Genomic DNA, 20,989 nt, shown 5'->3' on the forward strand with positions numbered 1-20,989 from the left:
CCTCCTCTCCAAGACCATCCAGGTCACCATGAACGGGCTAGCTACCGCGCCGCGCAATGCCGGGTAAGCTTTCGGGCTGAGAGGGAACCTGAGCCGGGTTTTCGACGTCAAAATAGGTATGGGGATTGACAGAGAAAACCCGGTCGTGCTGCAACGGTGGGAGGAACGGAAGGGGGAGTTGCGGCGGGGGATCGTTGATACGCGGGCGCTGTCGCACAAGGAAGTTGGTCGACTTAGAGGAACACATCGGGTCCTCGACACGAGCATCATCTTCCCGGAAACTTGCTGGAGGGACCTGAAGTACCACGAGCGGCAATGGCTGCGCGTCGAAGCTGCTGCGCTGATGAGTAGGGAAGCGGTGCTCGTCGGTCGATCGGCTGCCCGCATGCACGGCATGTGGGTGATCAGCACCACCGAAGAGCCAGTCGAGCTGTGTCTGCTTTCCCGAGGGAGCTCGCTATCCCGCAGCGGCAGAAAAGGAATTCTGTTTCGGCGCATGGTGCTCCGCGAGAACGAAACCTCATTGCGTGACGACCATCGCGTCACCACTGGTTTCCGGACCTTCGCCGATATCGCCCGCCACCACGGCTTCGTCGAGGGGCTCGTCGCTGCGGACTACCTCCGGCGCAGGGGGTTCACGCGTACGCTCCTGGAGCAAGAAGCACGCCAGCTGGGCAGACTGAAGGGCATCGCAGTGGTCCGGGAGTGCATCCGGCACTGCGTCGACGACTCGGACTCGCCCTACGAATCCTTCGCGCGCGCCCTGCTGATCCGCGCCGGGATTGGCCCGTTGTTCACGCAATTCGAAGTGGCGGGACGCTTCGCCGATCTCTGCATCGACGGCTGGCTGCTCATCGAGATCGACGGCGACGTCAAATACCAGGGGCCAGACGCCGAACGTGCGCGACAGGAAGAATTCGAGCGCCAGAAGCGGATTGCCAACAGGGGTTATGTTTTCCTCCGCTATTCGCCTTCTTACCTACGTCGGCACCCCGACGGGTTCATCCGCGAGGTTCGCGACACCATCGCTGGCCGCCGGGCTGCGCTCGCGTGAACCCTTGCTTCTCGACGCCACCCCAACGCACCGCTAAGGATGGTAACCAGAGGATGGTAATCAGCCGAGTAGAGGTGATCGCCGTCGGCCCAGTTACTCGGCTGATTACCATCCTCTGGTTACCACGTAGAGGTACCATCCTGGGCGCCAGGTCAAGAACCGTAAACAAAACCCCGGCCGCCGCGAAAACGCAGCAACCGGGGCCGATCAAACCGAGGGTTTACTTCAAACCGTCAATCACCTTGTTAAACGTTGCCGACGGACGCATGACGGCAGTGACCTTGGCCTCCTCAGGCCAGTAGTAGCCACCCAAGTCGGCAGGGGAGCCCTGCACCGCGAGCAGCTCTGCGTCGATGGTCTCGGCGTTCTCTGCCAGCGCCGCAGCAACCGGAGCGAACGTGGCCGCCAGGTCCGCGTCCTCGGACTGCGCGGCGAGCTCTTCGGCCCAGTAGCGTGCCAGCCAGAAGTGGGAGCCGCGGTCGTCGATCTCGCCGACCTTGCGCGATGGCGACTTGCCCTCGTTGAGCAGCTTCTCCGTTGCGCGGTCCAGCGCGTCACCGAGGACGCCTGCCTTCTCGTTGCCGTTCGTGTTCTTCTCGTGGCGGAAGGACTCGGCAAGCGCGAGGTACTCGCCGAGGGAGTCCCAGCGCAGGTGGTTCTCCTCCTGGACTTGCTGTACGTGCTTCGGCGCGGAGCCGCCGGCACCGGTTTCGAAGAGGCCGCCGCCAGCCATCAGTGGAACGACGGAGAGCATCTTCGCGGAGGTGCCCAGCTCAAGGATCGGGAACAGGTCCGTGTTGTAGTCACGCAGGACGTTACCGGTCACGGAGATGGTGTCCTCGCCGCGGCGGATGCGCTCGACGGAAACCTTCGTCGCCTCAACCGGGTTCAAGATGGAGATGTCCAGGCCGTCCGTGTCGTGGTCAGCCAGGTACTTGTTCACCAGCTCGATGAGGTTGCGGTCGTGCGCGCGCTCCTCGTCGAGCCAGAAGATGGCCTTCATACCGGACAGGCGTGCGCGGTTGACGGCGAGCTTGACCCAGTCCTGGATCGGGGCGTCCTTGGTCTGGCATGCGCGCCAGATGTCGCCGGTCTCGACGTCGTGCTCGATGAGGACGTTGCCAAGCTTGCTGACAACCTGGACCTTGCCGTCGGCAGGGATCTTGAAGGTCTTGTCGTGGGAGCCGTACTCCTCAGCCTTCTTCGCCATCAGACCGACGTTTGGCACGGTGCCCATGGTGGTTGGGTCGTAGGCGCCGTTGGCGCGGCAGTCGTCGATAACCGCCTGGTAGACGCCCGCGTAGGAGGAATCCGGGATGGTCGCCAGGGTGTCCTGCTCCTGGTCGGCAGCGTTCCACATGTGGCCCGAGGTGCGGATCATCGCAGGCATCGAGGCGTCGATAATCACATCGGATGGAACGTGCAGGTTGGTGATGCCCTTGTGCGAGTTGACCATTGCCAACGCCGGTCCGTCCTTCAGTGCCTGCTCGAAGGCCGCGCGGATCTCCTCACCATTATCGACGCCAGCAAGGCCATCAAGGATTGCGCCCAGGCCGTTCTCGCCGTTCAGGCCAGCAGCCAGCAGGGTCTCGCCGTACTTGTCGTAGACGTCCTTGAAGTATGCGCGGACGACGTGGCCGAAGATGATTGGGTCGGAGACCTTCATCATCGTTGCCTTCAGGTGGGCGGAGAAGAGCACGCCCTCTTCCTTGGCGCGCTTGACGGCGTCGAGAAGGAAGGCGTCGAGTGCCTTGGCGGACATGAAGGTGCCGTCCACGACCTCGCCAGCTTCGACGGCCAGGGAGTCCTTGAAGACGGTCTCGGTGCCATCATTGGCGACCAGTTTGATGGTCAGGGAATCGGCCGCCGGCATGATGACGGACTTCTCGTTGTGGCGGAAGTCGCCAGCATCCATGGTGGCGACGTTCGTCTTGGAGTCCTTCGACCACGCGCCCATCGAGTGAGGGTGCTTCTTGGTGAAGTTCTTGACGGCCTCCGGCGCACGGCGATCGGAGTTGCCCTCGCGCAGGACGGGGTTCACGGCGGAGCCCTTCACGGCGTCGTAACGCTTCTGTACTTCGCGCTCTTCGTCGGTGGAAGGATTGTCCGGGTACTCCGGCAGGTCGAAGCCAGCGGCCTGCAGCTCTGCGATGGCCTTCTTCAGCTGGACCAGGGAAGCCGAGATGTTCGGAAGCTTGATGATGTTCGCTTCGGGGGTAGTAGCAAGCTGGCCGAGCTGCGCAAGTGCGTCGTCCATCTTCTGCTCGTCGGTGAGACGCTCCGGGAACTGCGCAATGATGCGGCCTGCAAGCGAGATGTCAGCGGTGGTGACATCGAGCCCCGCCTGAGCGGCGAATGCCTCAACGATTGGTTTGAGGGAATAGGTTGCCAGCAGTGGCGCTTCATCGGTGCGTGTCCAAATGATTTGAGCCATGGTTCTCCTTAAGTATCGCGTCAAATGTGTTGCCTAAACCCACAGCGTACAGCTTTTACATACCGCGTGTCTTGTATTAGCGGGGAAAGGTAGGGTCATGGGCATGGTTTTAAGCATTGCTTCGGTCAACGTCAATGGAATCCGCGCGGCAACGAAGGTCCGCAACGAGCTCAATCACGGGATGCACGCATGGCTCGACGCCTCGTCTGTCGACGTCGTGCTGATGCAAGAGGTGCGGGCAACGCAGGAACAAACCGAGCTCGCGCTGGCGCCTGCGCTCGAACAGGGGTGGCATCTCGCCGTCGGCCCGGCGGAAACTCCGGGCGCGAAGGGGCGAGCGGGTGTGGGAATTCTCTCAAGAATCCCCCTATCTGAGGTAAGCGTTGGTATCCCGGGCTTCGAGGATGCGGGGCGTTTCATTGCGGCGACGCTAGAGAATGGCGTGCGGGTGGCGTCGCTCTACCTGCCGTCGGGTGCCGCGGAGACCGCCAAGCAGGACGAGAAGTACCGCTTCTTCGACCAGTTCGGCCCGGTGCTCGAGGAACTGCCCGCGAAGTACCCCGACATGGTGATCGCAGGCGACTGGAACATCTGCCACCGCCGCGAAGACTTGAAGAACTGGAAAACGAACCGGAAGAAGTCCGGCTTTCTTCCCGACGAACGTGCGTTCATGGACTCCGTATTCGGCGCATTCCCGGACGACGCTGCCCAGGACCTCGAAGACAAGGATGCAAGCCGGTGGGCTGGGGCGGTGGAGTACCAGTCGGAGGGGCGTCGACAAGCGAATGACAACCCACAGTGGTTTGACGTCGCGCGCCGCCTGCAGCCCGAGGACGCGCCGTACACGTGGTGGACCTACCGCGGCCAGGCGTTTAACAACGACGCCGGCTGGCGCATCGACTACCAGGCCGCAACGAAGTCCATGCTCGAGCGCGCGCAGCGCAGCTGGGTGGAAAAGGCGCCTACGGTTGAGCAGCGCTGGTCGGATCACTCCCCACTCATCGTGGAGTACGACATTTAATATGGACGCAGTCAGCACCGATCAGCTCATCACCGCGCTGTTCATCATCGGTATCGTCGCAGAGGCCATGACCGCGGCTGTCTCCGCGGGCCGCATGCGCATGGACCTCTTCGGGGTCATCACCCTCGGCGCGTTGACCGCGCTCGGCGGCGGCACGGTGCGCAACCTGCTGCTGGGGATTTACCCGATGGTGTGGGTGGAAAAACCCGAGTATCTGCTGCTCGTCGTAGTTGCTTCCGTACTGACTGTCCGCATTAGTTGGCTGATGCACCAGCTGCGTCGCGGCTTCTTAGTTGCCGACGCCATCGGGCTCGCCGCGTTCGTTGTTGTTGGTATTCGAATCGCGATTGAGAACGGCCACGGGTTCATCATTGCCTGCGTGGCCGCCATCACCACCGGTGTGTCCGGCGGCATCATTCGCGACGTCCTCTCCGATCGTGTGCCGCTGGTGTTCCGGAAAGAGTTGTATGCGTCGGCGGCGGTCATCGGCACGGTCGGGTGGTGGCTGATGATGCTGGTTGGTGTCCCGGAGTGGATCAACGTCATTGTCACCGTGCTGCTCGTGCTGGGTATCCGCCTGGTTTCTCTGAAGTGTGGCTGGTCACTGCCGGTCTATGTGTACGACGACGAGCGCGTCGCCGAGATCGACCCGAAGTACGCGCTGACCTCTTACTTCTACCGGCGAGCGCGGATGGTGCCGGGGGCGCGCCAGGTCTACCGCGGTATCAAGCGGATGCGACGCACCGACCCGCGGCCAAACAACAGGGCCGACAAAGAGGAAAAAGAATAGGGCAGGGAGACAGGTAGCGCACGCGCGCGTTCCAGTCTGGTCTACAGTAAGAAAGCATGACTGAAAAACAGCGCGTACTTTCCGGAATCCAACCCACGGCAGACTCCTACCACCTTGGCAACTACCTCGGGGCGTTGAAGCAGTGGATTGACCTGCAAGACGGGTACGACGCGTTCTATTTCATCCCGGACCTGCATGCGATTACGGTCGACCAGGATCCGAAGGAGCTGCGCGAGCGCACCATCGCGGGCTGCGCACAGCTGATCGCGCTCGGTATTGACCCTGAGAAGTCCACGTTGTTCGTGCAGTCGCACGTGCCGGAGCACACGGAGCTGACCTGGGTGCTGCAGTGCCTCACCGGCTTCGGCGAGGCCAGCCGCATGACGCAGTTTAAGGACAAGAGCCAGAAGCAGGGCCAGGACCGCACCTCGGTGGGCCTGTTCACGTACCCGGTGCTGATGGCGGCCGATGTTTTGCTGTACTCGCCACAGCTCGTGCCCGTTGGCGAGGATCAGCGCCAGCACCTCGAGCTGACCCGTACGCTCGCTGAGCGCTTCAACTCCCGCTACGGCTCCACCTTCGTGGTGCCTGAGGGGCTGATTCCGGAAGGCTCGGCAAAGATTTATGACCTGCAGGATCCGACGTCGAAGATGAGCAAGTCTGGGAAGAACCCGAAGGGCCTGATCAACCTGCTGGATGATCCGAAGGTGTCCGCGAAGCGGATTCGTTCCGCGGTGACGGACGACGATGGCGTCGTCGCCTACGACAAGGAGAACAAGCCTGGCGTATCCAACCTGCTGGTGATCCAGTCGGCGCTGACGGGCACCCCGATCGACTCGCTGGTGGCCAGCTACGAGGGCAAGGGGTACGGCGCACTGAAGGTGGATACGGCGGATGCACTCGAAGCCTTTACGACGCCACTTCGCGCCCGCTACGACGAGCTCATGAACGACCGCGCGCAACTGGAACGCATCCTCGCAGACGGAGCGCAGCGCGCCCGCGAAATCGCGGCGCCGTTGGTCAAAGACGTCTACGAGAAAGTCGGGTTCCTGGCCGGAGCCTAATAATTCGGTGGCTAGATCGTGGACCTTTCCTCTACGATGGTGTGCTTAGCGTAACTAACCAAACGTAGGGAAGGGACTGTGATGGCCACGTCGACGTCGCCACAGACGGAATACACCGACCGGCAGGGTATTGAGCGAGCCACGAAGCAGCAAACAGAGGGCGCTGCGGACGAGATCGCGAAGAAGGCTCCGGCGGTCGGTCACCTGATGCGGATGAACGAGCGTTTCTCCGCGCAGGGCGGTAATCAGCTTTCGGCAGGTATCACGTACTTTTCTGTCCTGTCGCTCTTCCCGCTGGCGATGTTGCTGTTCGCCGCGCTCGGTGTGTTTTTGAACGGGCGCCCGGACATTATGCAGCAGGTGCAGGACCAGATCACCGAGAACCTCGAGGGCGGGTTCGGCGATACCGTCAACGAGCTGCTGCAGGCAGCGATTGATCAGCGCGGCGCCGTCGCAGGCGTCGGTTTGCTCACCACCCTCTGGTCCGGCTTGGGGTGGATGAACAACCTGCGAGTCGGCATTTCGGCGATGTGGAACCTGGACGCGAATGATGGTGGAAACTTCGTCGTGAAGAAGTTGACAGACCTGCTCGGCCTCATTGGTCTCATCGTGTTGTTCATCGTGGCGTTCGGTGTGACCGCCATCGGTGCCTCCTCGTGGACCTCGCAGGCGATGGAGCACTTCGGTCTCGGCGACTTCCCGGGGGCCCGCCTCGTGGTGTGGGCCGTCGGCCTGTTGGTCGGTGTGCTGGCGAACTTCCTGGTGATGTGGTGGATGGTCACGTACATGCCGCGCACGAAGGTGCCGATGAAGTCCGGCCTGAAGGGCGCGCTGCTTGGCGCGGTCGCGTTCGAGCTGGTGAAGCAGTTCGCAACCGTGATCGTCAGCTCGGCGACGGGCAACCCAGCCGGCGCGATCTTCGGCCCAGTGATTGCGCTGATGGTGGTGCTCTATCTCATCTGGCGCGTTGTGCTCTACGTTTCTGCCTGGACCGCCACTGCAGAGGAGTCGTTGGAGCTCGAGCCGGTTGAGGTCCCGGAGTCCGCGATTATCAACGTGCGCGCGGGCGCATACCAGGACCCGGCTAGCAGCGCCTCGGCATCGGGCAAGGCGCTGGGTGTCGGTGCGGCGATTGGTGCTATTGGCGTCGGGATCGCTTCTTTGCTGACACGAAACTAAGCGCGACGGCGAGTGCGGTAACCACCAGCACGCCGCCGACGAGCGCGATGGAAAGCCAGGGAATGCCACCCTGGCTTTCCTCCTTCTCGGGGCCAACATCGGTTGGCTGCTGCGTCGTCGTTGGCGTTTCCTCGACAGGATTCAGCGACGCCACGTGGGTCGAGCCCTCGGAGGCGGAGGCGTAGGGGTAGGACTCGTGGAGAAGCGTCTGCGCCTGCTGCCAAGCGCGCATTTTATCCACCGTGGTGTCCAGCACTACCGCCACCAGACGCACGCCGTCGTGGTTGACTGCGCCTACAAACGTGTGGTTCGCGTCATCCGTGTAGCCGGTCTTGCCGCCGATGCCGTCTGGGTCGTTGAGGTAGAGCTTGTTGTCATTCCACAGCTCGTAGCCCGGGATGTCGCCGTAGCCGGGGAACGGGTAGGACGCGGTGTCTGCGATTTCGGCGAACGTCGGATTGGAAAACGCCGCCCGGTATGCGAGCGCCATATCCCACGCCGAAGTGGACATCCCAGCCCGATCCAGCCCAGAGTAGGAGGTTGCGCGGGTGTCAGTCATGCCGAGCTCACGGGCCTTCGCGTTGATCTTCGTCAGGGTGGCGTCGTCACCGCCGAGCGCCTGCGCGAGCGCATGGGCGGCGTCGTTGCCCGAGGCCATCAGCAGGCCGTGCAGCAGGTCGTTGACGGTGTACTCGCCGCCGGCCCCGATGCCGACGGCGGAGCCCTCCTGGCCAGCGGATTCCTCGCTGACCACAACGCGCTGCTCGCGGGGCAGCTCGTCAATCGCCACGAGTGCGAGCAGCACCTTAATAATCGACGCCGGCCTGTACCTGCCGTGCGGATCCTTCATCGCAATCACGTCGCCGGTATCGAGGTTGGCGACCAGCCACGCGGACGCGAGCACCCCCTCATCGACATGGAATCCCTCGGGCGCCTCGATGCCGCAGGAACCGTCGTAGGTTACGGGGAGTGGTTGGAGCGTCTCGGTTTCGCGAGCTTCGGACGTCGAGACTGGTTCGGGCGGCCACAGGGAGCGCTCGCAATTGTTCGTGTCCGGCGCGTGGAGGCGGACAGGAGGGACCCAGTTGCCGTAGTCGTCGTAAAACCCGGGGCGGGGTGTGACCGTGGTCGTGACCGTCGTATCCTCCGCCTGCGCAAGCGGGGCAGGGGCGAGAGTCAGGCACAGGGGCGCGCACACGGCGCTTGCGATGCGTATTGCAGTGTTCATCGCAGGCTATCGTACGCCAGGTCACCCACGATATTGGTGAGGCTGCACTTTGTTGCGTGGGTGTGTAGTTTCAGCCACGATGTAGCGCATGGTTGCGGTTGAAGGCATGAATGAGCGGCTGAACAAGCTGCGCGCGGCAGTGCTCGGCGCGAATGATGGCATCGTTTCGACGGCCGCGGTGGTCGTCGGCGTCGCGGGTGCTACCCCGAACGTTCCCGCGATCGCTACGGCCGGCATCGCCGCGCTGATCGGTGGCGCGGTGTCGATGGCGCTCGGCGAATACGTGTCCGTGTCCTCCCAGCGGGATATGGAAAACGCCTTCATTGAGCGCGAGCTCGAGCTGCACAAGGAGGACCCGCACGAGGAGTTCGAGCACCTGGTCGCAGGCTACGTCGCGTCTGGTTTGAGCTCGAAGACGGCGCTGAAGGTGGCGAAGGAGCGCACCGCCGAGGACCCCATCAAGGCCCACTTGGAAATGCACTACGGCATCGACGAGGACGACCTTGCGAACCCATGGTCCGCGGCCATTGCGTCGTTCATTTCCTTCTTCCTCGGTGCGTTGCTGCCGCTCGCTGCGGTGCTACTTCCGCCAGACTCGTGGCGTGTGGCGTCGACGTTCATTGTGACTCTCGTGGCGCTGGCGGCAACTGGCGCGATCTCTGCCCGCATCGGTGGCGCGAGCGTGACGCGCGCCGTGTTGCGCCTGGTCATCGGCGGCGGGCTTGGGCTTGCCATCACCTTCGGCGCCGGCTGGGCCTTCGGCACCGCGGCGCTCTAAGAGTTTCGCGCTTCGTACTGCTTGACCAGCCGCTCGATGAGTTCGTCGGTGAGTTTGTCGTCCTGCAGAATCATGTCCAGCATCTTGCTGGCGGTCTGATCAAGGTTGCGGTCTTCGTCGTAGGAATCGCCGGAGAGATCCACCCCGATGCCGTCGAGCAGCGACTCGCTTGTCGACGCCCCCTCCGCCACATCCTGGCCTTCCTCCACGTTGATCGCCTCGAACTGGGATGTGAACTCCTGGAGGAACGCATCCGCCTCGTGGACTGCTTCCGAACGGCCTTTGCCGCGCTTGACTTCCGATTCGATCCTGCGCTGGAGCGCCTTTTCCATCTGGCGGTGGCGCCAGGAGCGCACGCGGGTCGGCTCGAGTTCACGCGCGATGTTGCGTGAGCGACGCTCCGCTTTCCGAGCCAGTTCAGCGAGGTGTGCCGCGGTCTGGTTTACCGGCGCGAACTCGGAGTTCGTGGAGATTCGCCAGTTTCCGTAGTAGCCGAGCAGGAAGAGTCCGAAGCTCACCATCGGGCCAATCACCATCCCGATCGCCATGTGGCCCGTGGCGTGCCCAAGCAGCACGATGACAGAGCATGCCACGGCTGGAATGACCGTTGGTTGGTTGTTGCCGAAGACACTCGGTTCGCGGCCGGTGACGACGTCGCGGATCATGCCGCCGCCCGTCGCGGTGAACACGCCCATCATGATCGCAGGCAGGACCGGCAGCCCGTACGTCAGGGCTTTCGACGCCCCGGTGGCCGCCCACAGCGCTGAGACGAAGGCGTCGCCATGGCTTTCAAGCACGCTCCACGCGCGCCCTTTGAAGTATGTAAAGCGCGCGATCACCGCGCCGGTAAAAGCCAGGATGAGGTACTCCGGCTGGCTCATTGCCGCCACGGTGCCTTCGTTGATGAGGACGTCGCGAAGCATGCCTCCGCCGAGTGCGGAGAGCATCGCGATGAAGAAAAACCCGATGATGTCGTAGCCACGGTGGCGTGCGATTGTGCCACCGATGATGCCCATCAGTAAGACACCGGATACATCGAACCAACGATAAATAGCGGAGATTAACGGATCGACCTGGTCCATGGTGGCACATTTTACGTGTGCCAGAATCCGGCGTCTTCGACGGCCTCAGGAATTTAGGCTGCGACTAGAACTTGGAGAAGCGCTTGATGAGCTGCAGCTCCATCTCGTTCCACGCCTCAGCCTTATCCGTAAACGGTGCGGATGGGACGTAGCCTGCGGCTTCGGTGGAGCCCAGCATGTACGCCAGGTAGTCCTGCATGCGTGGGTTTGCCAGGAGGAATGAGTTGAGCGAGTCGTCCTTGGCCCAGTCGGCGGCGTCGGCAAGCAGCTCGTAGGCCTTCGCCATCTGCTTGGTATCGACGCTATCGACGCCCTGCTTGATGTCCTGCGCGATGCCGTTGAAGGAGTAGGAGTTGTCCGGGTGGACGGTGACCTCGAGCTCACCAGCGTTGGCCAGGGTAACCAGGTCAGGCCAGGTTGCTACTGCGGCGAGGTCGTGGTCATCGTTCTCGATAATCCAGCGTCCAAGGTGTTTGGTGGACGGGAACGTGAAGATTTCACCGTACTTGCCCAGGAATACTGGGTTGGAGCCCAAGTAGGTGCGCAACGTGTAGACGCTCTTGCCCTGGATGGAAACCTTCACTGGGTCGATTCCGGCACGTGCCCACGCGGAGTTGTCGTATGGGTCTTGCGCCTCCTGCTCAGCACGCTCGGCCTCGCTGGCTTGCTGCTGCGCCTCTTCGCGGGCCTTTTGCGCGGCCTCGATAGCTGCGGCAGCGGCGCTGACCGCTGCCGCGTCGATGGAGTCCGTCTTCACTACGCGGACCGACTCGTCGAGGGATTTGACTACCTCTTCCCAGTTCGCCAGCACGACGCGGCCGACACCAGACCACTCGTCCAGGCCGTTCTCACCCTGGTAGTGATCAGAGCCGCGGTTGACGTTGCCCAAAATCGAGTGGGAGGCGAAGAAGATCAGTGCTGGCTCTGCCGCCGCTACCTCCGCGAGGGAGCGCGAAATCTGCAACACGCGGGACAGGTGCGAGACGTTCTCGTGGCTTGGGCGGCCAGCCAGCAACTCCGGTGCACCAATGATGTCGAAGTACTGCTTGTCATTCGGCACCACACGGTCGTCGCCCTGGTTGGAAAACTGCTCCCACTTGGGGTGGTCCGCCAGGTCATGCTTCGGCGTGTTATTGACATATGCGAGCAGCGCCTCGGGAGATTCGAAGACGAGCACCGAGTTTTCATCGCCGAAAAAGGCCTGCCACTCGGAGCCGTGCTCCTTCCAGGTTGGCGCCCACAGGGTGTAGAAATCGCCGTCGGTCAGTGAAAGCTTGACGGGCAAAATAGCACGGGTAATCATGCAGCAAATCTATCACGCTGTTGGACGCCAGAAACCTTTGAAGGCCATTCCCATGTTTTCTGTTCGCACCGGGTTCATCTGAACTGGGTCGCCAGCTTCGATGAGCATCCCGTCACCGGCGTACATGGCAACGTGTCCATCCCACACCGCGAGGTCGCCCGGTTGCAGATCCTCGTAGCGGACCTGTTGCCCGATATTTTGCTCTTGGGCTAGGCGTGGCAGCTCCACACCGGCCTGCCGATACGCCCAGCTTGTCAGCCCGGAGCAGTCGAACCCGCCGGGCGCAGATCCACCCCACGCGTACCGTGTGCCGAGCTGTTGTTTCGCCGCCGCGACCGCAGCTTCACCAGTTGCCGAGCCACCCCGGGAGGGAGGAGGTCCCGCCTGCTGAACGGCGGCGAGCTGGGTGACCTCGTTCTTAGCGTGAGGGAGTTCGCGGGCTGTGATGTGGCGCTCGAGCTCGTACATGGCGGCTTTTGCTTGCGAGGATGCGGCAATAGCGGGTTGGCTCGCTGCGTGTGCCACGATCTCCGAGAGTTGCTTGGCCAGTGGTGCGAGGTCGTTCGCCAGCCCGTTGAGCGTGAGCCCAGCCTGGGTGACCGCCCACGCGACCTGGGCGGCGATCTTGATCCCCGCTCCGATCGCAGTTGCAGGGTTGAGCAACAGTGGGATGAGCGGCTGGGTGTCTCGGATGAGGTCAACCACGATATTGCTCAGGTCTTTGGCGGCAAAGAACACGAGGCTGCTTGCCTGGCCGAACATCTTCACAATGGTGTCGCGATCTTTCCCCAGCAGGTTCGCAGCATTGCGCAGCGTCTGGCCCGCAGGGTGCGCCCCTACGAACGCGGCAAGGGGCTCGATGGCGGAAAAATCTGGAGTGGACAGGAATGGGAGTTGGGGAAGTGGGGCAGGGACGTGTCGCAGAATGAGCTGCGCTGCCGCGATCGGGTCAATGCCCGCAGCCAGTGCAGCCATCACAACACCGCCTGAAGAAGGTTGCTGAATCGCTCATCAACGCTGATGGCCGCTTTTACAGCCAGGAGCATCGCGAAAGCGACGCGGCTTGCTTCCTCACTCAAAGCCTCGCTTCTCGCGTTTTCCTGCTCCACGGCCTGCGAGAGCGCCTGGCTGAACTCCGCGAGCGGCCACACATTGGAAACCGGAACGTTTGGCAGTGGTTGGAGCGCAGCGGCGTCGTCGCGTAGCGAGTCAGCGTGCGAATGGATCGTTGATTGGTCAAAAGCGAAAGTAGTCATAAGAGGTTGGACGCACAGAGTCAGTAAACGGTTCCCTCCGAATTTCAATTACCATGTGAATCATGGAAATTACCGTTGTTGACCACCCCCTAGCAGCCTCCCGTCTGACACTGATGCGCGATGAGCGAAGCGACAACACCGCGTTTCGTGCCGCACTCGCTGACCTAGGCGCGATGCTGATTTATGAGGCGTCGCGTGACCTGAAAACCGAAACCTTTGAAACCAAAACGCCGGTTGCAACAGCCACCGGCGTTCGCTTGGAAAAGCCCCCAATTATTGTTCCGATCATCCGTGCCGGCCTCGGAATGATTGACCCGGCGTTGTCCATGATCCCGGACGCGCAGGTCGGCTTCATCGGCATGGCGCGCGACGAGAAGACGCACGAGCCGGTTCCATACCTCGAGGCGCTGCCCGACGACCTGTCGGGACAGCCGGTGTTCTTGGTTGACCCGATGCTGGCCACGGGAGGTTCCCTCATCCACGCGATTGAACTGTTGGAAGGCCGTGGGGCAGACGACATTACTTGTGTGTGCATGGTCAGTGCGCAGCCGGGCGTCGACAAGCTGAAGCAGCACGGCGGATCGGTGCGACTGATCACCGCCGTCATTGACCCAGGACTCAACGAGGACGCGTACATCGTGCCGGGCCTCGGCGACGCCGGAGATAGGTTGTACGGGCCACGCAATATTGACCTCTAGTCAAAGTAACGTGCGTCGGATATAATCACCGGAAGTTTGTTACGTACACGAGGGGGTATACGTGTTCTTTCAGGGGAGTCTTGGCGCACGTTTTTCGGACGTGGATTCGGACCAGTACTGGGCCAGCTATGCGTTTGCGTTAGGGGAGAAGATCCGCGCGCTGCGAACAATGCAGGGGCTATCGCAGGCGTACCTGGCGGAGCGGGCGGGGATCTCTCGTTCGTTGCTCTCGAACCTGGAGCGCAATAGCTACAACAGGAATAGGGCTGCTGACCCCACGCTTTCGACGATCTACCGGATCGCTGCCGCGCTCGATGTTTCGCCGCTGCAGCTGCTTCCAGCAGACGAGGAGCAGGTGGACGAACACGACCAGTCACAAGATTCGGCGGAGATGAGCGTAGAATCAGTGCCACAATAAGGCGCAGTGGGAGCCACGCGCACAAATGCTGGGTGAAGGGTGAACATACACGATGACGGCCGGAGGAATTGCGCGCGCGGTAGACCAATGGGTGAAGGAACATCACTCGACAATGGTGGAGTGGCGCCGTCACTTCCACTCCTACCCGGAGCTTTCCAACCAAGAGTTCGCCACCACCGAGTTCATCGCGAAGGTGCTGCGTGAGCACGGCTTGGAGCCCGTCCTCTTCCCCGGCACGGGGCTCTACGTTGACCTGGGCCCAAAGGACGGCAAGCGGCTCGCGTTCCGCGGCGACATCGACGCCTTGAAAGTGCCGGAGCAAACCGGCCTGCCGTTCGCATCCCAGCACCCGGGCGTTTCCCACTCGTGCGGCCACGACGTGCATACGACGGTGGTGCTCGCGCTGGCGTGCGCCTTATCGACGGTCCAGCTGCCGCTCGGCGTACGCATCATCTTCCAGCCGGCGGAAGAAGTGATGAACGGCGGTGCGCTCGACGTGATCGAGTGGGGCGCGCTGCAGGATGTCGCGAGCATTTACGCCCTCCACGCCGAACCGAAACTGCGCGTAGGCCAGATCGGTGTGCGCACGGGCGCGATTACCTCGGCGTCGGACGTGCTGCGCATTACGGTCAACGGGCCTGGCGGCCACACCTCTCGCCCGCAGCTTTCGGCGGACGTGGTCTACGCGCTCGGGGCGCTGATTACGCAGTTGCCGGCGCTGCTGTCGCGCCGGGTCGACCCACGTACGGGCACGGTGTTGGTGTTCGGGCACGTCGAGTCGGGCGACGCGGCGAACGCGATCCCGAAGACAGGCGAGCTACTGGGCACGTTGCGGACAGCGGATATCGGGACGTGGCGGATCCTCGAAGATCTGGTCACTGACCTGATTGACCTCGTCGTCGCACCGACCGGGTGCACGTACCACCTCGACTACATGCGGGGCGTGCCACCGGTGCTCAACGATGACGCCGCGACGGCGATCGGGGTGCAGGCAGGACGCAGGATTGACCCACACGCGGTGGTGACCGCGCCGCAGTCCTCGGGCGGGGAGGACTTCTCTTGGTACCTGGAGCACGTCCCCGGGTCGATGTTTCGGCTCGGTGCCTGGAGCGGTGAGGGAGAGATGCAGGACCTGCACCAAGGCAACCTTGATATTGATGAGCGAGCACTTGAAGTTGGGGTGCGTTTGTTCGGAGGGGTCGTCGAAAAGTACGCCGAAAACCTCAGCTAGTGCAACTTTTGGTTGGTAACGAAGCCGTGGGCGGCCGTGTAGACTAGCCAGGTATTTGTGCGAACGACGAAGACCGTTGAGGAGTATGTAGGTGTCGAAGAAGATCGTCATCATTGGCGGAGGGCCAGCTGGTTACGAGGCTGCGCTGGTTGCATCAAAGTACGGGGCCGATATCACCATTGTGGAAGACAATGGTTTGGGCGGCTCCGCTATCCGCAAGGACGTTGTTCCTTCGAAGAGCTTTATCGCCGGCGCCAACATTAAGACGGACCTTCGCCGTGCAGACGACATGGGGCTCAACCACGGGCTTGGGGAAGCCCAGCTTTCGCTGACCGCCCTGAACGCGCGCGTGATCGCGCTGGCTGATAAGCAGTCCAGTGACATCGCTAAGCAGTTGGAGCAGCGTGGCGTGCGCCTTATCCAGGGGCGCGCTCGTTTTACGGACCAACAGCACGGTCACACCACGCACCGCGTGGAGGTGCACTGCGAGGGCAAAGACACCGAGATTATTGATTGCGACATGGTGCTGGTGTGCACCGGCGCGAACCCGCGCGTGCTGCCGGACGCTGAGCCGGACGGCGAGCGCATCCTGAACTGGCGTCAGATGTACAGCCTGCAGGAGATGCCGACGCACCTGATCGTGGTCGGTTCCGGTGTGACCGGTGCTGAGTTTGTTTCTGCGTTCGCTGAGCTGGGCGTCGAGGTGACCATGGTTGCTTCGCGTGACCGCATCCTGCCGCACGATGACGCCGATGCCGCTGACGTGCTCGAGGAGGTGCTCGCGGGCCGTGGCGTCCACTTGGAGAAGCACGCTCGCGTGGAGTCGGTGACGAACACTGGCGACGGCGTGGTTGTGCGCACGACGGACGGGCGCGAGATCGCCGGTTCGCACGTGATGATGTCCATTGGTTCGATTCCGAACACGGCGGACCTCAACCTGGAGGCGGCCGGTGTGGAAGTCGCCCCGTCGGGCCACATCATTGTTGACCGTGTGTCGCGTACCAACGTTGCAGGTATTTACGCTGCGGGTGACTGTAGCGACCTGATGCCGCTGGCATCGGTCGCGGCGCAGCAGGGCCGCATTGCGGTCGACCACGCGTTGGGCGAGGGCGTGTCACCGGTGCGCCTGAAGACGGTGGGCAACGCGGTCTTTACCCGCCCGGAGATCGCCGCGGTTGGTGTGACGCAGCAGCAGATCACCGACGGCGAGGTTGACGCGGACATCTACAAGCTAGACTTGGCGACGAACCCTCGCGCAAAGATGCGTTCCCTCCAGCACGGTTTTGTGAAGATCTTCGCCCGCAAGGGCTCCGGCCAGGTACTCGGCGGCGTGATTGTCGCACCGACTGCCTCCGAGCTGATTCTATCGCTGACCATCGCGGTAGCCAACGACCTGACTGTGCGTCAGCTGGCGAATTCGATGGCGGTGTACCCGTCCCTGTCCGGTTCGATTACGGAGGCGGCACGCAGGCTGATCTCTAAGTCTGATCTGGACTAGCGCTCGGGCTAGAACTAGGTGGCCCCGGAAATGCTCGCTGCGGACAGGATGTTCGTGGGCAGGTAGCGCAGCCGGGGCCGATTTGTGTTGCCGATTCGGGGGAGATGTTCAGCCCGTTGGCGTAAATCATGCGCTGGGCGAACGCGATATCGCAGCCCAGCACCACCGCGTGCTCCCGGCGCGGGGAGTCGAATCCTACGACGGGGCCCTGCACCATCCGCGCAATCCATAGGTAGGTCCGCCCGTCTGGCATGACGGCGACCTGACGCGTCACTCTATTCGAAGTTTCAAACGCGCGGTGCACGACCCACAACGGGCAGCCCCCACCGTGGCGCGAGAAGTGGAAGGCTGTCGAAGACTGCCGCTTCGAAATGTTGCCTGCCCGGTCGGTGCGCACGAAGACGAACGGAATCGCCTCTGCGCCGGGGCGCTGCAACGTCGCGAGGCGCTGGCAGGTTGACTCGAAACCAGTGCCGAAGCGTGCGGAGATGACGTCGATGTCGTAGCGGGTTTCTTCGGCAGCTTGGAGGAGCTCGGCGTAGGGCATGGTGACAGCGGCGGCGAAGTACTGCGCCAGCCCGTGGCGTGCGAGCTGGACGGGCTCGGGCTGTGTCGATTCGTCGAAAGTGTCGCGGACGTACTCGTCGATGAGCTCCGCGAAGGCGGTGCGGCCGTAGTGGTAGGCGAGTTCAAAGCACTGCTGGGACTCGGTGAGTCCGGTGCGTAGGCGGATCTCGCGCTGGTCGTGCTGCAGGGTCGAGCGGGGGCCGTGGGCGTATTGGTTGAAGCGCACTTGGATGCCGTATTCCCTGTCGAAGGTTGCCGCGAGGCGTGTCAGTCGCAGTTGCCGGTTCGCGGCGTGCGCTGCGAGCTGCTCGGCAGCAACGTCGAGCTCGTGGAAGTAGTTCTTGTGGTTCTGGAAGAATTCGCGCACGAGTGCGTGGGGGTGTTCGGAGTCGGTGGTCTCGGGTGAAGGCAGTGCCCGTAAGGAGTTGGCGATGTCGGGGAAGCGCTGTGCGAACTCGTGCAGTTTCGGCTGCGGTACGTCGGGGAGTAGCTCGGAAAGCTCGTTGACCACGCGTTGGTCTTCATCGGGGGAGAAGAACGTGGTGGAGAGCTGAAACGCGTGGGTGAGTTGGAGGAGCACGCTGACGGTGAGCGGGCGCTGGTCGTTTTCGAGCTGGTTGAGGTAGCTCGTTGAGATGTCGATGCGGCGGGCCATTTCGCCTTGTGTGAGTTCGAGTTCACGGCGGAGCGTCTGTATCTTTGCCCCCGCGTACAGCTTTGCCATCGTACCTGTCTCCCATTTTGTGTGCGTGTACTGCGTAGTTAACAGAATTTGCACAAGTAGCAGAATTTGTACGCAGAAGTTTACATGCAAAAATCATGGCCCGCATCACATTTAGCTCCCTAATATGAGCTGCAACATCAACGAGGTTTCGCGGTAGCGGAACTACAACGAAGACGAAGGAGCCAAGATGATCGAACACAACGTGCGCACGCACCGTTCGGCAGAAGATTTCCCGATTGAAGAGCACCTCGCATACAAGATCGCCAAGGTTGCAGCAGACCCAGTCGAGGTTCCAGCTGATACGACTGAGATGATCATCAACCGCATTATCGATAACGCCTCGGTCGCCGTCGCTTCCTACGGTCGCCGCCCAGTCGCCACCGCTCGCGTGATGGCAGAGGCACATCCAGTTTCCGAAGGCGGTGCGCAGATCTTTGGTGTCGACGGCTCCTACTCCGCAGAGTGGGCCGCATTCGCCAACGGTACCGCGGTCCGCGAGCTGGACTTCCACGACACCTTCCTCGCGGCGGAGTACTCCCACCCGGGCGACAACATTCCGCCGATCCTCGCAGTAGCACAGCACAAGGGCCTCGACGGTAAGGCGCTGATCCGTGGTATCGCGACCGGTTACGAGATCCAGGTCAACCTGGTCAAGGGTATTTGCCTGCACGAGTGGAAGATTGACCACGTGGCGCACCTCGGCCCATCTGTTGCGGCGGGTCTGGGCACCATGCTGAACCTGGACATTGACACCATCTACCAGGCGGTTGGCCAGGCGCTGCACACTACGACGGCGACGCGCCAGTCCCGCAAGGGCCTCATCTCTTCTTGGAAGGCGTCCGCCCCGGCATTCGCGGGCAAGATGGGCATCGAGGCTGTTGACCGCGCGATGCGCGGCGAGGGTGCACCCGCTCCGATTTGGGAGGGCGAGGACGGCTTCATCGCCTGGATGCTGCACTCCCCAGAACGCACCTACGTGGTGCCACTGCCTGCAGACGGTGAGGCAAAGCGCGCAATCCTGGATACCTACACCAAGGAGCATTCGGCTGAGTACCAGTCGCAGGCCCCAATCGACCTGGCGCGCCGCATGAAACAGGCCATCGCGGATGCCGGTAAGTCCACCGCCGATATTGAGTCGATCGTGCTGCACACCTCGCACCACACGCACTACGTCATCGGCACCGGCGCGAACGACCCGCAGAAGATGGACCCGAAGGCGTCGCGCGAGACCCTCGACCACTCGATCATGTACATCTTCGCCGTAGCGCTCGAGGACGGCACGTGGCACCACGTCGATTCCTACGCTCCTGAGCGTGCGAATCGCCCTGAGACGATCACGCTGTGGCACAAGATCTCCACGGTGGAGGACCCGGAGTGGACGCGTCGCTACCACTCGCAGGATCCGGCCGAGAAGGCGTTCGGCGCAAAGGCCGTCATCACCTTCAACGACGGCACCGTCATCGAGGATGAGATGGCCGTGGCGGACGCTCACCCACTGGGGGCACGCCCGTTTGCCCGTGAGCAGTACATCCAGAAGTTCCGCACGCTGGCGGAGGGGATCGTCGATAAGGAAGAGCAGGACCGTTTCCTTGAAGACGTGCAGAACCTCGAGCAGCTCACCGACTTGAGCAAGCTCAACATCAAGGTGAACGCGGACGCGCAAGCCAATGCTCCTCAGATCCCAGGAGGGATTTTCTAAGATGTTTGTTCCTGATACAACGCCAAATGAGCGCCGACTGGCGCTGCGGGCCTCACTCGAGTCCGCGGAAATTACAAAACTGCCCGGCGCGTTCAATCCGCTGACGGCTCGACTCATCGAGGACATCGGTGGCTTCGAAGGTGTCTACGTCTCCGGCGCGGTACTCGCCAACGACCTAGGCCTGCCGGATATTGGGCTGACCACACTGACGGAGGTCGCGCAGCGCGGTGGCCAGATCGCCCGCGCCACGAACCTTCCAGTGCTTATCGACGCCGACACCGGCTTCGGCGAACCGATGTCCGCAGCACGCACCGTGGCTGAGTTCGAGGCCGCGGGGCTTGCCTCGCTGCACCTGGAGGACCAGGTGAACCCGAAGCGCTGCGGGCACCTCGACGGCAAGGAAGTAGTGCCGCGTGACCTGATGGTGCGACGCATCAGCGCCGCAGTAAAGGAGCGCCACGACGATGCATTCGTCATCTGCGCGCGTACCGACGCAGCTGGCATCGAGGGCATCGACTCCGCAATCGAGCGGGCCAAGGCTTACGCAGATGCCGGCGCGGACCTTATCTTTACGGAGGCACTCTATACCGAGAAGGACTTCGAGACCTTCCGCAAGGCCGTCGATATCCCGCTGCTGGCGAACATGACGGAGTTCGGTAAGACCAAGCTGCTCTCCGCCGGAACCTTGCAGGACCTCGGCTATAACGCGGTGATCTGGCCGGTGACCACGTTCCGCCTCGCAATGGGGCAGACCGAGGCCATGCTCCGCGATATCGCGGAAACCGGCACGCAGGAGCCGTGGTTGGACCGCATGCAGCACAGGTCCCGCCTATACGAGCTGGTCAAGTACGAAGACTTCAACCAGTTCGACCAGTCCGTCTTCACATATTCTAAGGACACCTACTCGTCCACATTCGAGTAATCCCTATCCCGCATCCCTAACCCAATCCCTATCCCGAAAGGAC

19 protein-coding genes are annotated in these 20,989 nt (G+C 62.3%); 12 read left to right on the forward strand and 7 right to left on the reverse strand.

Annotation, left to right across the window (positions count from 1 at the left end; genetic code table 11):
• The first annotated feature begins 145 nt into the window (after window positions 1-145).
• Window positions 146-1,054 (forward strand): endonuclease domain-containing protein, encoded by a 909-nt coding sequence (locus tag ACXIUA_RS03745; protein ID WP_457976145.1) that lies wholly within the window; start codon window positions 146-148, stop codon window positions 1,052-1,054.
• Between the two features lie 220 nt (window positions 1,055-1,274).
• On the opposite strand, the gene ACXIUA_RS03750 is transcribed toward ACXIUA_RS03745, so the two are convergent.
• A complete protein-coding gene (locus tag ACXIUA_RS03750; protein ID WP_457976146.1) occupies window positions 1,275-3,488 on the reverse strand; it encodes an NADP-dependent isocitrate dehydrogenase in 2,214 nt (737 codons plus the stop codon).
• Between the two features lie 103 nt (window positions 3,489-3,591).
• On the opposite strand from ACXIUA_RS03750, the gene ACXIUA_RS03755 reads away from it, so the two are divergent.
• The 4 genes from ACXIUA_RS03755 to ACXIUA_RS03770 all read left to right on the forward strand — a co-directional run bounded on the left by ACXIUA_RS03755 (window position 3,592) and on the right by ACXIUA_RS03770 (window position 7,542).
• Window positions 3,592-4,509, forward strand: coding sequence for an exodeoxyribonuclease III (locus ACXIUA_RS03755; protein ID WP_457976174.1), 918 nt, complete (start codon window positions 3,592-3,594; stop codon window positions 4,507-4,509).
• Between the two features lies 1 nt (window position 4,510).
• Window positions 4,511-5,299 carry a trimeric intracellular cation channel family protein gene (locus ACXIUA_RS03760; RefSeq protein ID WP_288792463.1) on the forward strand — a complete coding sequence of 263 codons (789 nt, stop codon included), beginning with the start codon at window positions 4,511-4,513 and terminating at the stop codon, window positions 5,297-5,299.
• Window positions 5,300-5,355: 56 nt separating this feature from the next.
• Entirely contained in the window at window positions 5,356-6,363 is a 1,008-nt protein-coding gene (trpS, locus tag ACXIUA_RS03765; protein WP_457976147.1) for a tryptophan--tRNA ligase, read from the forward strand.
• 81 nt (window positions 6,364-6,444) lie between these two features.
• Window positions 6,445-7,542 carry a YhjD/YihY/BrkB family envelope integrity protein gene (locus tag ACXIUA_RS03770; RefSeq protein ID WP_457976148.1) on the forward strand — a complete coding sequence of 366 codons (1,098 nt, stop codon included), beginning with the start codon at window positions 6,445-6,447 and terminating at the stop codon, window positions 7,540-7,542.
• Here ACXIUA_RS03770 and ACXIUA_RS03775 read toward each other — a convergent pair.
• Window positions 7,502-8,770 (reverse strand): D-alanyl-D-alanine carboxypeptidase family protein, encoded by a 1,269-nt coding sequence (locus tag ACXIUA_RS03775; RefSeq protein WP_457976149.1) that lies wholly within the window; start codon window positions 8,768-8,770, stop codon window positions 7,502-7,504. The genes ACXIUA_RS03770 and ACXIUA_RS03775 overlap by 41 nt on opposite strands.
• A gap of 88 nt (window positions 8,771-8,858) precedes the next feature.
• Between ACXIUA_RS03775 and ACXIUA_RS03780 the strand changes: the two genes are divergently transcribed.
• Window positions 8,859-9,548 (forward strand): VIT1/CCC1 transporter family protein, encoded by a 690-nt coding sequence (locus tag ACXIUA_RS03780; RefSeq protein WP_256020693.1) that lies wholly within the window; start codon window positions 8,859-8,861, stop codon window positions 9,546-9,548.
• On the opposite strand, the gene ACXIUA_RS03785 is transcribed toward ACXIUA_RS03780, so the two are convergent.
• The 4 genes from ACXIUA_RS03785 to ACXIUA_RS03800 all read right to left on the reverse strand — a co-directional run bounded on the left by ACXIUA_RS03785 (window position 9,545) and on the right by ACXIUA_RS03800 (window position 13,189).
• Complete coding sequence (locus ACXIUA_RS03785; RefSeq protein ID WP_070363000.1) at window positions 9,545-10,630, reverse strand: trimeric intracellular cation channel family protein; 1,086 nt, start codon at window positions 10,628-10,630, stop codon at window positions 9,545-9,547. The two genes, ACXIUA_RS03780 and ACXIUA_RS03785, sit on opposite strands and share 4 nt — an antisense overlap.
• 64 nt (window positions 10,631-10,694) lie before the next feature.
• Window positions 10,695-11,933 carry a hypothetical protein gene (locus ACXIUA_RS03790; RefSeq protein ID WP_256059608.1) on the reverse strand — a complete coding sequence of 413 codons (1,239 nt, stop codon included), beginning with the start codon at window positions 11,931-11,933 and terminating at the stop codon, window positions 10,695-10,697.
• Window positions 11,934-11,945: 12 nt separating this feature from the next.
• The gene (locus ACXIUA_RS03795) at window positions 11,946-12,908 is read right to left on the reverse strand and encodes a C40 family peptidase (protein WP_457976150.1); all 963 of its coding nucleotides are present in this window, start codon (window positions 12,906-12,908) and stop codon (window positions 11,946-11,948) included.
• A complete protein-coding gene (locus tag ACXIUA_RS03800) occupies window positions 12,908-13,189 on the reverse strand; it encodes a hypothetical protein (protein ID WP_457976151.1) in 282 nt (93 codons plus the stop codon). Before ACXIUA_RS03800 ends, ACXIUA_RS03795 begins: the two co-directional genes overlap by 1 nt.
• Window positions 13,190-13,251: 62 nt before the next feature.
• On the opposite strand from ACXIUA_RS03800, the gene upp reads away from it, so the two are divergent.
• From upp to ACXIUA_RS03820, 4 genes are all read left to right on the forward strand, one after another.
• Entirely contained in the window at window positions 13,252-13,887 is a 636-nt protein-coding gene (gene upp / locus ACXIUA_RS03805) for a uracil phosphoribosyltransferase (protein ID WP_070477655.1), read from the forward strand.
• A gap of 100 nt (window positions 13,888-13,987) precedes the next feature.
• Complete coding sequence (locus ACXIUA_RS03810; protein ID WP_256007745.1) at window positions 13,988-14,305, forward strand: helix-turn-helix domain-containing protein; 318 nt, start codon at window positions 13,988-13,990, stop codon at window positions 14,303-14,305.
• 52 nt (window positions 14,306-14,357) lie between these two features.
• Complete coding sequence (locus tag ACXIUA_RS03815; RefSeq protein ID WP_070477658.1) at window positions 14,358-15,536, forward strand: amidohydrolase; 1,179 nt, start codon at window positions 14,358-14,360, stop codon at window positions 15,534-15,536.
• Between the two features lie 91 nt (window positions 15,537-15,627).
• Window positions 15,628-17,034, forward strand: coding sequence for an NAD(P)H-quinone dehydrogenase (locus ACXIUA_RS03820; protein WP_457976152.1), 1,407 nt, complete (start codon window positions 15,628-15,630; stop codon window positions 17,032-17,034).
• On the opposite strand, the gene ACXIUA_RS03825 is transcribed toward ACXIUA_RS03820, so the two are convergent.
• Complete coding sequence (locus tag ACXIUA_RS03825; RefSeq protein WP_457976153.1) at window positions 17,015-18,325, reverse strand: helix-turn-helix domain-containing protein; 1,311 nt, start codon at window positions 18,323-18,325, stop codon at window positions 17,015-17,017. The two genes, ACXIUA_RS03820 and ACXIUA_RS03825, sit on opposite strands and share 20 nt — an antisense overlap.
• Before the next feature lie 187 nt (window positions 18,326-18,512).
• Between ACXIUA_RS03825 and prpD the strand changes: the two genes are divergently transcribed.
• Both prpD and prpB read left to right on the forward strand, forming a co-directional pair.
• A complete protein-coding gene (gene prpD / locus ACXIUA_RS03830; RefSeq protein WP_457976154.1) occupies window positions 18,513-20,024 on the forward strand; it encodes a 2-methylcitrate dehydratase PrpD in 1,512 nt (503 codons plus the stop codon).
• Window position 20,025: 1 nt separating this feature from the next.
• Entirely contained in the window at window positions 20,026-20,946 is a 921-nt protein-coding gene (gene prpB, locus ACXIUA_RS03835) for a methylisocitrate lyase (RefSeq protein WP_457976155.1), read from the forward strand.
• The last annotated feature ends 43 nt before the right edge of the window (window positions 20,947-20,989 follow it).

This window comes from Corynebacterium sp. UMB8791, assembly GCF_054166365.1.